We start from the raw sequence: 13,871 nt of genomic DNA, 5'->3' as shown, positions 1-13,871 counted from the left end.
AGTCTTTTATGAGTTTTGACAGTTTTTATCTTATCAATAAGATATCCTTATAGAAGTGTTGATTATAAATTAGTAGAAAAAAAATTATTGTGTCAAATTAAATGAGTGAAAATAAGTTTTTTGAAAATAATATAGAACGACTTATAGTAGAAAAATTACAGAGTTTGGGCTATAACTATTTGTACGGTCAGCAAATATCAGCAGAGGGTGAATTTTCAGAGAGAAGGAGCTATAGTGATGTATTGTTACGTGAGCGTTTCAGGCGAGCTTTATCGCAGTTAAATCCTAATATTCCCGAAGAGGCCATACAAGATGCATTCAGTCAGGTTTCAAATATATCTGCATCAGAAGATCTGTTATCAGGTAATGAAGCATTTCATAAGATGCTCACTCAAGGCATTAGGGTGTCTTATTATAAAGATGGTACTACTCGTGGAGATTTAGTTCGGATCATAGATTTTGATAATATTAAAAAAAATGATTTTACAGTAGTAAATCAATTTACAGTAGTAGAGCATAACGATATAAAAAAACCAGATATTATACTATTTGTCAATGGGTTGCCATTGGTAGTTATAGAGCTAAAAAATTCCCTTTACAAAAAGGAGACTATAAAATCTGCATATAATCAGTTACAAGCATATATAAATTCCATACCAAAATTATTTATCTACAATAGTCTTTGCGTAATCTCAGATGGTATAGAAGCGAAATCGGGATCCTTATCAGCAGCTTTTTCTAGGTTTTTGAATTGGAAGACAAAAGATCGAAAAACCCTAGCTCCTAACTTAGACTCTTCTATTGAAATTCTAATTCAAGGGCAGTTAAATAAAGCTACCCTTACAGATATTATAAGACATTTCACATTATTTGATAAATCTAAAATAGAAGATCCTAAAAGAGGTATTACAACTATTAATATTGTTAAAAGAGTAGCCTCTTATCATCAGTACTATGGTGTTAACAAAGCAGTAGAGAGCAGTAAAATAGCCTCTTTGGAAAATGGAAATAGAAAAGCTGGAGTAATATGGCATACCCAAGGTTCTGGCAAATCTCTATCAATGGTTTTTTATGCTGGAAAGATAGTTAGAGAGCTAAATAACCCAACTGTTTTAGTAATAATAGATAAGAACGACTTTGGTGAATTATTTCACACCTTTACTTCTGCATCACAATTACTGAGGCAAACACCTGTAAAAGCAAATGATAAACAACACTTAAAAACACTTTTAAAAGTGACTTCTGGTGGTGTTATTTTTACGACTATACAAAAATTTCAAATAAAGGAAGGAAATGAGTATGAGAGATTAACCGATCGCAAAAATGTGATTGTAATAGCAAATGAAGCCGATAAAATACAATATGGTTTTAGGTCTAAAAAAACTGATGATATAGATGAGAATGGCAATGTTATAAAAGGTCAACCTATAGTGTATGGTTTTGCAAAATATATGCGTGATGCTTTGCCAAATGCTACTTATTTGGGGTTTACAGGAACTCCAATTGATTCTAAAGATATAAACACCTTTGGTGTTTTTGGCAATTACGTAGATACGTATGACATAGAACAATCAATAAATGATGGTTTAACATTACCAGTTTTTTATGAGAGTAGATTCGGTAAGGTAAACTTAAGTGAACAAGACAGAGAATTAGTAGGGCAATTAGATGAAAAATCAGTAAGTCAGGAATTAGTTGAAATCCAAAAACCGAGATCGAATTGGGCTAGGTTAGAGGCTTCGATAGGTAGTGAAAGTAGGATTAAAAACATAGCCAAAGATATAGTCGATCATTTTATTGAGAGGCAGAGTGTATTTGAAGGAAAGGCAATTGTAGTGGCCATGTCAAGAAGGATTGTCATGCAGTTGTACGATGAAATTATTGCTATAATGCCAGAGTGGCATGACAATGATGTATATAAAGGAGTTATTAAAGCGGTTGTGGCTATTTCACCTTCTGTGGGCTCATCTAATACGGAGAAGATTAAATATCACGCAAAAAAACAACAGCGTAGGACATTGGCATTGCGCATGAAAGATCCATACGATCAGCTAAAAATCGTGATTGTTACAAATATGTGGCTGACTGGATTCGATGTGCCTTCTATGCACACTCTCTACATATATAAGCCTTTGAAAGGTTATAAGCTAATGCAAGCAATAGCTAGAGTAAACAGAATTTATAAGGATAAACCAGGTGGTTTAGTCGTCGATTATTTAGGCTTAGCATCAGACTTTAAAAAGTCATTAGATTTTTATGGTAATAGTAGAGGCAAAGGCAATCCTGTTATTTTCGAAAAGGAAGCGGAAGATTTATTTTTAGAAAAGATAAAAGTGGTATCGCAAATGTTTTTGGAAAAACCAGAACTAGGAAATTTAAAATCATTGGAGCATGCCTTTGTGAATTATAAAGATTTTTTCTCTTCTAAAAAAAGTGAAAGACTAAAAATTATTTTGACAGCCCAAGAGCATATTCTCAGTTTGGACAATGGAAAGAAACGCTTTATAGATGAGGTTACCTCATTATCTAAACTATATGTGAATACTATGATGCATAGTAAGGTGATAGAATTAAAAGATGAGATTGCTTTGTTTCAGGCATTAAAAGTTAGATTGTCCAAATACATTTCCGAGATAGTTGATAAAACTGATTATGAATCAGAATCCCTAATACATATGTTGTCAAATGAGGATTTATTTTCAGAGGAAATTGTTGATGTTTTTGATGCAGCTGGGATTAAAAAACCTGAGGGATCTGTTCTTTCAGAGGAATTTTTGATTCAAATAAAACAAATGCAACATCAAAATACGGCCTTAGAAGTATTGAAAAAAATACTGAGAGAAGAAATAAAATACATAGCTAAAATAAATACAGTTCAAGGAGAGTCACTAAGGGAGATTTTAGAAAATACTGTTGATGAGTATAGAAATAAAACACTCACTAATACTGATGCTATTGAAAGACTAGCATCCTTAGCCAAACAGATAAAAGAATTATATGGCCCGCGTGATTTCTTAGGATTGACAGATTATGAATTGATATTTTATGATATAATTTCTCAAGGTCAAGGTGCAAAAGAAGTTTTGGGAGATGAGCAGCTAAGAGATTTGGCTGTGTATTTAGCCGATACGTTTAAAAATAATATATCTGTAGATTGGGTTGTAAAAGAAAGTGTAAGAGCTAAATTAAAGGTATTGCTAAAACGTGGACTTAGAAAATATGGATATCCAATAGATCAGCAAAAACTGATAACTAGAATTATTTTAAATCAGGCCAGGTTTTTGCCAGAATTATTGAGTTAATTAATTTATCATAAAAAGAATATGAGTTTCACATCCCTTTAGGGTAAGGCTATCAATATCTTTAAAAGCCTCTCTTGTTATTGGTCATTAATGAAGTGTAGTGCACTCTTTTAAAATATTAGATTTATTAGCATCTAGTTTTATAAAAATAAATAGTAATACGGTAAAACTAATAAGAGAAGACCCACCATAACTTATAAAGGGCAAAGGTATCCCTATAACTGGGATAAGATTCATACTCATAGAGATATTTATACAGAAGTGTATAAATAAAATGGATGCTACACAATAACCATATATTTTACTAAACATATTTTTCTGTAACTCAGAATTCATAACTATCCTTATCAGTAATAACAAATAAGCTACTATAAATACACTACTTCCAATAAAACCCCATTCTTCACCTATTGTAGAAAATATGAAATCTGTACTCTGCTTAGGTATAAATTTTCCAATAGTATGAGGACCTTTTAAATATCCTTTACCTGTCAGTCCTCCAGATACAATTGCAATTTTAGATTGATATACGTTATATCCTATTCCCCTAATATCTTCATCTATCCCTAATACCACATTTATCCTATCTATATGCCTTTTCCCAAAGGCGTTTTCAACTAGAAAATTAGTTGTCGGCAACAACAAAAAGGAATAAACTAAAATTAGCGTACTGATAAATCTATTTTTCCTATTAAAATATACATATATCGAATATATCAAAAGTAAAATTCCTATCAAAACATAGTTATTAATAACTATTGCCAAGATAAACACTATACCTGAATAAATTATAAAAGCAATAAGACGTGAAGCTATATTTTCTCTGTATAAGACTATAAAAAAGGATGAAAAAACTAGAGCAGAACCTGGGTCAGGTTGAATGAATATAATAGATGCAGGTAATAATATTATAAACATGAGATACAACTGCTCTCTAAGTCTATTAAAATTAATATGAGCAACACTCAAATATTTTGATACTAATAAAGCCGTAGCTACTTTAGCGAATTCAGAGGGTTGAATCGATATGTTTTGTATAGAATACCAAGAGGTTGCACCTCCCATTTTTTTTCCGAAGAAATACAAAAGAATAAGAGAAAGTACAGATACTATATATATCACTATTGATAAATTCTCTATGATCTTAATATTTGAAAATAAAATTATTGTAGATATCACAAGGCTAATACCTATCCATATGATCTGTTTACCATATTGTTTAGAAAAATCTAATATCTCGTTACTTACACCATAATTAGAACAGCTATAAATGTTCATCCATCCAAAAACTACAAACGATAGGTACAACAAAACTAATATCCAATCTATATCTAATGGATAATTATTGTTTCTGATCATTTTTGTTCTGGTTTTTTGGTTTTATTGTAAACATCTAGCAGACTACCTTTTATCATTCTATCTTCTAGATATGTTCTATTTACTTTATTATTTATGTATTTTTCTATCATAAGGCTAGCAATAGGGGAACCCCATCTAGATCCCCAATAACCGTTTTCCACTATTACACAAATGGCGATTTTAGGATTGTCTATTGGAGCAAAGGCTATACAAATAGAGTGATCTGGCATTCCATAATTTTGTGATGTCCCCGTTTTGGCTGCAATGTCTAAATCTTTCATAAACATATTATTTGCAGTCCCTCTGTCATTTTTTACCGTATTGTTCATGCCTTTTATAACAGTTTCAAAATGTTTAGAATTTATTGAGGTGTATTTCTTTTCTTCGTACTTATCATTTCTATTTCGGATTATATGTGGAGTGTAATAAAAACCTCTATTAGCTATTATTGCCGTCATATTAGCCAGTTGAATGGGAGTAGTCAAGATTTCTCCTTGACCTATGGCATTTGAAACATTAAAAAGAGCAGTCCATTTGTTATTCCCAAAACTTTTGTTGTAAAAATTAGCACTTGGAATAAAACCTTTTCTGCCCGTTGGCAAATCATTATTTAAATAAGACCCCAAGTTAAAACTATTGACGTGATTTTTCCATATTTCATAACCTTTTTCTGCAGATAAATATTTATGTATAGTTTCTATATATACGTTTAAGAAATAGTTATTGCAAGAGGTGTAAATGGCTTTATTTAAATCTACATATTGATAATAATTTCCACAATGACATTGTATGTGTAGATTTTTGTATCTAAATCCATTATTGCATTTGTACATTGAGTTTTCTGTTATGATTCCCTCTTGCAGACCTATGAGTGCTGTCACTATTTTAAATGTAGATCCTGGAGGGTATTCTGCCAATACGCTTTTGTCAAATAAGGGTTTTAATATGACATCCTTTTCTAAGTTACTGTAATTGTAGTTTCTATTATTCCCCACCAATAAATTTGGATCGTATGAAGGTGATGATACCAACGATAGTATTTCTCCTGTACTAGGTTCTATAGCTACTATACTTCCTTTTTTATTCGTCATTAAGAGTTCTCCATATTTTTGGAGTTCTATATCTAAAGTAGATGTTAGCTCTTTGCCATGCACAGGTGATATGTCAAAAGATCCATTTTCATATTTACGAAGAATTCTATCGAATTTATCTACTACTATATACTTAAGACCTCTTTTGCCTCTCAGTTGTTCTTCATATGATTTTTCTATTCCAGTTTTACCTATTATATCTCCACTTTCGTAATAAGTGTTTTTTTTGATGAAATTTTGAGATACTTCTCCTGTAAACCCTAACACATTAGGAGCTGCTTTGATGGGGTAGAAGCGTATAAATTTTTTTTCTAGAGAAAAGCCTTTGAAGTGAAACAATAATTCTCTTAGATAACTCGCTTTTTCATTGTCGATATGCTTTTTAAATACTGAAGGCTTATAACTGGAATAACTCTTAATATTCTTTATTTTTTTTATGAAATAATCTTTGTCGATATCTAAAATTTTACATAGGAGAGTAGTGTCTATATTTTTCATCTTATTTGGAATCACCATCAAATCGTATATAAACTGATTGCTCACTATGAGTTTTTGGTTCCTGTCGTATATATATCCTCTACTGGGATAATCCTGTACTTTTTTTAGATATATTTCTTTTGAAAGAGGTTTGAGTTTATCATCTATGATTTGAATGAAAAATAATCTAGATAGTATGATCAAGCATGTAATAGAAAAAAATGATATTACAATTTTATCTTTCAATTATATTCCTTTTAGTGTTGACTTTTCTAGTCAGAGATATAAATAAAATTAACAATAATGAGTTTAAAAAAGCTGAAACAACAGATGTATAGATTATGAATGATAAAGAATCAAATTCATTTGATTTCAAATAGGTTATTACAAAACAGTGAACTAATGACAAGATGAAAACAAATATATACATCTTGTAAAAAATCATACTAAAGAAATTATCGTGTTCTACTTCACTTGAACTCAAAAAATATTTGTACAGACCTTTTTTAACTAGTATAAGTGTAATGCATGCTAAGGAGTGTATCCCGCCTGTGTCTTGAATATTATCTATCATCTGTCCTATTACAAAAGATAGGATTAATTGTAAAGTAAAAGATATCCTAAGGGGATAGATTATTGAGTATATATATATAAATGGCACAGTGTAAATCAATACAGAATCTGTCTTTAATAAGACAACTTGCACTATTATTAGAAAAATAAATGACAATAAATATTTCAAAATCCTATTCATAATACTATAGATTCTTAAAATTCTCTCAACTGATAGAATATCGTCGACAAAGGGTTAAAGCTTTAATTTTTCTATTTCTTCTTTTAAATTATTTTTTATTACGTACACGTATTTTATTCTTCTAAAATCGTTTGATAGGGATATTTGTATCTCATACAGACCTGTTTTTTTATTCAGAGAATAATCCATAATTATACCTATAGGAATGTTCTTTGGAAAAATAAAAGAAAATCCATTAGTAGATATTGTATCTCCTATGTTTACAGATGCTTCTTTAGGAATATCATCAATTTGAGCTGTTTTATAATCATTGCCATTCCATGTGGTGATTCCAAAAAAATTATTACTACTTACTCCAGAGCTTATTTTTATATCTCTATTGAGAATAGACATAACTCTAGAATAATTCTTAGAAACAGCATTTATTATCCCAACTACTCCTTCTTGGGTGACTACTCCCATATACGGCTTTATACCATCTACATATCCTTTGTTTAGTACTAAGTAGTTGTTGTTGTTTTTATAAGTATTACTTATAATTTCCGCTCCGATATAATTGTATTGGCATTCTCGTTGATCTGTAGTATATTCCCGATGATGTATTTTTGATTTCAGATTAGAATTTTCTTCTAAAAGAAGTGTGTTATACTCGCTAGAATAATATATTTTTTTCAACGAGAAAAAAATATCCTTAATATAATTTCCAATATTATCTAAGCTGTTTCTAGATTTGGATATAGTGTATTGCTTTTTTACATCTATTAGATAAATAGATATGCACAGTAGAAATACAAAAAGTATGTAAAAAATATTTCTAAATAAAAAAGATATAATACTTCGCATTTATATGCAGATATAAACTTTCAATATTTTTATCTAGATGACCTTTTAATATTTTCATTTGACTAATGTCCAATTTATACGGAGATGTAAAATAATTCCTTAAGAAGAATTAAGACATTATAAACTTTAGTTTATCTATATTTTTTAAGGCTATTCCAGTTCCTCTAACAACCGTTCTCAAAGGATCTTCTGCTATGTGAACATCTAAACCAGTTTTTCTGACTATACGTTTGTCTAGTCCTCTCAAAAGAGCACCTCCTCCAGCTAAGTGTATGCCAGATAAATATATATCAGCAGATAGTTCAGGCGGAGTATTTGCAAGAGCGTCCATTATGGCATCTTCTATACGAAGAAGAGATTTTTCTAATGCGGTAACGGTCTCCTTATATGAGACGCATTTCTCTTTAGGTTTTCCAGTTATTAAGTCCCTTCCATATATATTCATGTCTTCTGGAGGATTATCTAAGTCCATTATGGCAGATCCCACAGTTTTTTTTATCCGTTCGGCAGTTCCCTCACCTACATATAAATTATGTATTTCTCTCATATAGTAGGCTATATCACCATTGAATATATCCCCAGCTATTTTTATAGACCTATTACAGACTATTCCTCCAAGAGCTATAATCGCTATTTCAGTGGTTCCTCCTCCAATGTCTATTACCATATTGCCCTTAGCCTCTTGTACGTCTATACCTACACCTATAGCCGCCGCCATAGGCTCATATATCAAATGTACTTGTTTTGCATTTACGTGCTCAGCTGAATCTCTTACAGCCCTTTTTTCTACCTCTGTAATCCCCGAAGGGATACAAATTAACATTCTTAAACTAGGAGGAAAAAATCTCTTTTTAAGGCCAGGAATTTGTCTTATCATTTCCCTTATCATAAACTCTGAAGCATTGAAATCAGCTATGACACCGTCTTTTAGAGGTCTTATGGTAGCTATGTTTTCATGAGTTTTCCCTTGCATTATATTAGCTTCTTCTCCTATTGCGATAACCTCATTAGTAGTTTTGTCTATAGCTACTATTGAGGGAGTGTCCAGCACTATTTTATCTTTATGAATTATAAGAGTATTAGCAGTGCCTAAATCTATGGCTATATCCTCTAATAAAAAGTTGAAAAGATTCATTTTTATATAATATTACATTTTCAGTGTTTAAAATGTCTTAATCCTGTAAAGACCATCGCCATATCATTTTTATTACAAAAGTCTATAGAGAGATTATCTCTTATGCTGCCTCCTGGTTGTATTATGGCACCGATACCAGATTCTTTAGCTATTTCCACACAATCTGGAAATGGAAAAAAAGCATCAGATGCCATTACAGCTCCATTTATATCTAATTTAAAATTATGAGCTTTTTCTATAGCTTGTTTTAAAGCATCTACCCTAGAGGTCTGACCAATGCCAGATGCCAATAATTTATTATCCTTAACTATAACTATAGCATTAGACTTCATGTGCTTACAAGCCTTAGAAGCGAATATCAAATCATCTAACTCTCCTTTTGAAGGTTCTTTTAAAGTTACACACTTTATTTTTTCTATATCATCTGTAATGTAGTCTACCTCTTGTTCTAAGACACCGTTTAATATGCTTCTAAATTGTTTTTTTGGAAGATGATCTACATCTAACATTCTTATCAAGATTAAATTCTTTTTAGATTTTAATATCTCCAAACTTTCAGAATCAAAATGAGGAGCTATGAGAATTTCACAGAAAATATTGACAATCTCTTTTGCAGTTTCTACATCTACAGAGGTATTTGATATTAAAACCCCACCAAAAGCAGATACTGGATCACTAGACAAAGCATTTATATAAGCTTCTTTTAAAGATTGTCTCGTAGCGATTCCACAAGCATTGTTGTGTTTTATTATAATGAACGTAGGAGGTTGATTTCTAAACTCTGAAATAATACTTACAGCGGAATCTAAATCCAATAGATTGTTATAAGATAGTTCTTTGCCTTGTAATTTTTCAATCACTTTGTTTAGATCTCCAAAAAACATACCCTTTTGGTGTGGATTTTCACCGTATTTTAAAGTATTATATTTTGTTTCGCTCTTTTTGAATGCTGATATCTCAGCTGTTCTATTGAAAAAATTAAATATTGCAGTATCGTAATGAGAAGTTATTTGAAAGGCTTTTGCAGCGAATATCTGTCTGTCTTCTAAAGAAGATAGGCCCTTATTTTCTTCCATAATATTTAAGAATTCAGCGTATTGGTCTTTGGAGGGAACTACTAATACATCTTCAAAATTTTTGGCTGCAGCTCTAATGAGAGACACTCCTCCTATATCTATATTCTCTATTATATCTTGATTATTTGCACCACAAGCCAATGTTTTTTCGAAAGGATATAAGTCTACTAGTAGTATATCGATCTCTGGAATTTTAAAATTATCTACATCTTTTAGATCTTCTTCTTCGTGCCTTCTGTGTAATATTCCCCCAAAAATTTTAGGGTGTAAGGTTTTTACTCTTCCCCCAAAAATAGAAGGATAAGAAGTCAACTCTTCTACTGGGATTGTATTTATACCTTGTTGTCTTATAAAGACTTCGGTTCCTCCTGTAGAATAAATAATAACACCTAGTTCATCTAATTTTTTTATTACAGGTATTAGGCCCTCTTTGTCAAATACAGAAACTAGAGCACTCTTAGCTTTTTTCATTTATATGCAGATATAAAAAGGTTAATTAGATTAGGTTTTGTCTATGACAAATACTTCCTCAGATTTTTGTTTGTTTAACAACAAAGTTTTTCTGTGTTTACCCAGCACAATATTAACTATATTTTGTTGTTTGTCTAGAAAGTTATTTAGAATACTTTGATGCACCTTAATTCGATCTATTTCTTCTAAAAACACTTCATTTACTGCAATATAACATGTGGTGGTTTCTGTTGTAGTTTCCCTCCCTATGTATTCAGATTCTTTTTTTTTGTCATTTATACCTATAGAGAAGCATGAATTTAAATATGTTGTGAATATTTCTTTTTCATTTTTTTGGCCTATCCCTAGGTTCAATCTAATATCTTCAGATGGAAAATACGCGTTCAAGGAATTTTCTAAATCGTCGGTAAAGACCTTTATAGAAACTTCTAAATATTTCAAGTCACTATCGTAATTTATGTCTGTTATGCTGACATAAAATTTGTGTTTGTAAAAACCCAAGCAAAACAAACATGACAATAGTATTATTGCCGATTTTAATTTTGTATTCATTATAAAAAACTGTCTATTGCCAATTCGTAAGATTTTAATCCAAATCCAGATATAGTACCTTTGCAAACTCCTGATAAATAAGATTTTTTTCTAAAATCTTCTCTGTTGTATACATTGGAAATATGCACTTCTACCACCAGAGTATTTATAGCTTTTATGGCATCAGATATAGCTATAGACGTATGTGTATAGGCCCCAGCATTGAGTATGATCCCGTCTTTAGAAAATCCTACTTTATGGATTTTATCTATTATTTCACCCTCGCTATTAGATTGAAAATAATCGATATCTACATTGGTGTATTTATTTCTTAACCTCTCTAGAAAATTATCGAAGTCTTCTGCGCCGTATATTTCGGGCTCCCTCTTACCCAAGAGATTTAAATTAGGACCGTTTATTATAGATATATTCATTCACCTTGTGAATAAAAAAATGGAAATATATATTTTTGGCAAAATAAGTAATTTAAAATGAAGTGGAAAACTATATTGATAGATTATAAATTATTTCTAGAATTGGAAAAAGGATTGTCTAAAAACACTGTGATCTCTTATATAAGTGATATAAAAAAGTTATCTAATTATATGATAGAAGACTTAGAAATACAAGATATAAGAGAAGTTTGTCGTGAAGATTTACAGTTATTTATAGAGCAGATGGTTTCAGATATAGGTTTGAATCCTAGAACTCAAGCTAGAATAATTTCCAGTATAAAAAGTTTTTTCAACTACGTGCTCTATGAAGGGCATTTAGAAACATCCCCTGCAGAATTATTGGAAACTCCAAAAATAAGTAGAACTCTGCCTAGTGTTCTAAGTGGAGAGGAAATAGATATACTTATAAACAATATAGAAATGACTGATGAGGGATATAGAAACAAAGCCATTTTAGAAACACTTTACGGATGTGGTCTCAGAGTTTCGGAATTGACAGAATTGAAAATATCAGATCTATTTATGGAAGAAGAGTTTTTGAAGATAGTAGGCAAGGGCAATAAACATAGGTTTGTGCCTGTAAATAGGCATGTGATAAAACTTATAAATATTTACTTAAACGATATCAGAGTCCATATAAGACCTAAAAAAGGAGATGAAGATATTTTATTTTTAAATAGAAGAGGAGGGAGGTTGAGCAGGGTCATGATTTTCAATATCATAAAGGACTTGGCGCAAAAATCCAACATAAAAAAAAATATAGGCCCACATACTTTTAGACATTCCTTTGCTACGGCTCTTTTAAATGGAGGAGCCGATATTAGCTCGATACAACAGATGTTAGGACATGAAAACATCACCACAACGGAAATATATATGCATCTAAATCGAGAAAAACTAAAAAAAACTATAGAGAAATATCACCCTCGTTCCAAACGATTTCTTTGATTTTCTAGGAGGTTAATATTTCTTCTATCTTTTCTAAGGTATTTCTAAAATGAGAATCTGTATCTTTTAAATTATTTACAGTCTTGAACGAATGGACCACAGTGGTGTGATTCCTATTCCCTACTTTTTCACCAATTGTGTGAAGAGATTGCTGAGTGTATTTTTTACATAAATACATAGATATCTGTCGACCTTGTACTATTTCTCGTCGTCTAGATTTAGATTTTATATCATCTATAGATATTCCTAAATGATTAGAAACAGTGTTTAGTATATGAACTATGGTGATTTTTTCGGAGTTGTTATTTATAAATGCAGATGTTATTTCTTTTGCTAAAGCAATACTTATCTCTTGTTTGTGTATTAGGGATTGTGCTATCAATGAGGTTAAAACACCTTCTATATCCCTTATATTTGTAGTAATTCTATGAGCTATGTATTCTATTACTTTATCTGATATAGACAACCCATCTCTATGAGCTTTGTTGTTCAAAATATTTATTCGTGTATTTATTCCTGGCTTTGTGATATTTATCAAAGCTCCCCATTGAAATCTAGATAAAAGTCTGCTTTCCACATCTTTTATATCAGAGGGTCGTCTGTCTGAAGCTAATATAATCTGCTTTTTCATCTGGTGAAGGTGATTGAATATTCCAAAAAATACTTCTACAGTTTTTGTTTTTCCCGAAAAAAATTGAATATCATCTACTATTAGAACATCTATCATCTGGTAGAAATAAATAAAGTTATTCACATCGTTATTTCTTATGGCTGAATCTATGTACTGGCGGGTGAATTGTTCTGCCGAGATGTAAAGTACGTTTTTTTCTGGGTTATTCTTCTTTACTTCAAGACCAATTGCATTTACTAGATGGGTTTTGCCCATGCCAACCCCGCCGTATATAAACAAAGGATTAAAAGGGTTATTCCCAGGTCTTTTAGACACAGTAATGCCAGCCATTCTAGCAGTAGAGTTGCATTCTCCTTCTACGAAATTATCAAACGTATAATTATCGTTCAATTGGGAATTTATAACTATTCTCTCTCTACCCTCTATAGGGTTAAAAGGGTCTTTCAGACTATTTTTAGTGTCGGTTTTTGTTTGATATCTATTGAGATTGTAAATCTCTAGAATATTAGGATTATCATAGATATCAGATTCTTCAGCTATATTATAACGTAAACTAGCCCCTGGGCCTAATTCTCTAGTTATAGCAGACTTTAATAATTTTATATAGTGTTCTTCTAACCATTCATAAAAAAACTTGCTAGGAACCTGTATTACCAGTACGTTATCGTACATGTCTATGGCTTTTATAGGCTTAAACCACGTCTCAAAACTCTGTTGAGATTGTAAGTTATCTCTTATAAAGGATAAACAGTTATTCCATATTGTTTCTTTGGTAATATCTTCTTTTTTTTTACCCAT

Annotated in this window: 11 protein-coding genes; 2 read left to right on the top strand and 9 right to left on the bottom strand. The window is 31.0% G+C overall.

Going from position 1 to position 13,871, the window contains the following annotated elements:
• Positions 1-101: 101 nt before the first annotated feature.
• On the top strand, positions 102-3,302 hold the full coding sequence (locus JBKA6_RS00055) for a type I restriction endonuclease subunit R (RefSeq protein WP_096684557.1): 3,201 nt from the start codon (positions 102-104) through the stop codon (positions 3,300-3,302).
• 87 nt (positions 3,303-3,389) lie between these two features.
• Here the strand turns inward: JBKA6_RS00055 and rodA are convergent, their stop codons facing one another.
• The 8 genes from rodA to aroQ all read right to left on the bottom strand — a co-directional run bounded on the left by rodA (position 3,390) and on the right by aroQ (position 11,473).
• A complete protein-coding gene (gene rodA / locus JBKA6_RS00050; protein WP_096684555.1) occupies positions 3,390-4,661 on the bottom strand; it encodes a rod shape-determining protein RodA in 1,272 nt (423 codons plus the stop codon).
• Positions 4,658-6,475: a penicillin-binding protein 2 gene (gene mrdA / locus JBKA6_RS00045; RefSeq protein ID WP_096684553.1), complete on the bottom strand. Its 1,818-nt coding sequence runs from the start codon at positions 6,473-6,475 to the stop codon at positions 4,658-4,660. Before mrdA ends, rodA begins: the two co-directional genes overlap by 4 nt.
• On the bottom strand, positions 6,465-6,983 hold the full coding sequence (locus JBKA6_RS00040; protein WP_096684551.1) for a hypothetical protein: 519 nt from the start codon (positions 6,981-6,983) through the stop codon (positions 6,465-6,467). Before JBKA6_RS00040 ends, mrdA begins: the two co-directional genes overlap by 11 nt.
• 54 nt (positions 6,984-7,037) lie before the next feature.
• Complete coding sequence (gene mreC / locus JBKA6_RS00035; protein ID WP_096684549.1) at positions 7,038-7,826, bottom strand: rod shape-determining protein MreC; 789 nt, start codon at positions 7,824-7,826, stop codon at positions 7,038-7,040.
• 109 nt (positions 7,827-7,935) lie between these two features.
• Positions 7,936-8,961, bottom strand: a complete 1,026-nt coding sequence (locus tag JBKA6_RS00030; RefSeq protein WP_096684547.1) for a rod shape-determining protein — start codon at positions 8,959-8,961, stop codon at positions 7,936-7,938.
• 20 nt (positions 8,962-8,981) lie between these two features.
• On the bottom strand, positions 8,982-10,508 hold the full coding sequence (purH, locus tag JBKA6_RS00025; RefSeq protein WP_096684545.1) for a bifunctional phosphoribosylaminoimidazolecarboxamide formyltransferase/IMP cyclohydrolase: 1,527 nt from the start codon (positions 10,506-10,508) through the stop codon (positions 8,982-8,984).
• 30 nt (positions 10,509-10,538) lie between these two features.
• On the bottom strand, positions 10,539-11,060 hold the full coding sequence (locus JBKA6_RS00020) for a DUF6702 family protein (protein WP_096684543.1): 522 nt from the start codon (positions 11,058-11,060) through the stop codon (positions 10,539-10,541).
• Positions 11,060-11,473 (bottom strand): type II 3-dehydroquinate dehydratase, encoded by a 414-nt coding sequence (aroQ, locus tag JBKA6_RS00015; RefSeq protein WP_096684541.1) that lies wholly within the window; start codon positions 11,471-11,473, stop codon positions 11,060-11,062. The genes JBKA6_RS00020 and aroQ overlap by 1 nt, the downstream gene beginning before the upstream one ends.
• A gap of 57 nt (positions 11,474-11,530) precedes the next feature.
• Between aroQ and xerA the strand changes: the two genes are divergently transcribed.
• On the top strand, positions 11,531-12,442 hold the full coding sequence (xerA, locus tag JBKA6_RS00010; protein WP_096684539.1) for a site-specific tyrosine recombinase/integron integrase: 912 nt from the start codon (positions 11,531-11,533) through the stop codon (positions 12,440-12,442).
• Between the two features lie 4 nt (positions 12,443-12,446).
• On the opposite strand, the gene dnaA is transcribed toward xerA, so the two are convergent.
• Positions 12,447-13,871, bottom strand: coding sequence for a chromosomal replication initiator protein DnaA (dnaA, locus tag JBKA6_RS00005; RefSeq protein WP_096684536.1), 1,425 nt, complete (start codon positions 13,869-13,871; stop codon positions 12,447-12,449).

The sequence above is a fragment of the Ichthyobacterium seriolicida genome (genome assembly GCF_002369955.1).
Lineage (GTDB): Bacteria > Bacteroidota > Bacteroidia > Flavobacteriales > Ichthyobacteriaceae > Ichthyobacterium > Ichthyobacterium seriolicida.
Note: the sequence above shows the minus strand (reverse complement) of the source record. Positions and strands in the feature narration are given on the sequence as shown.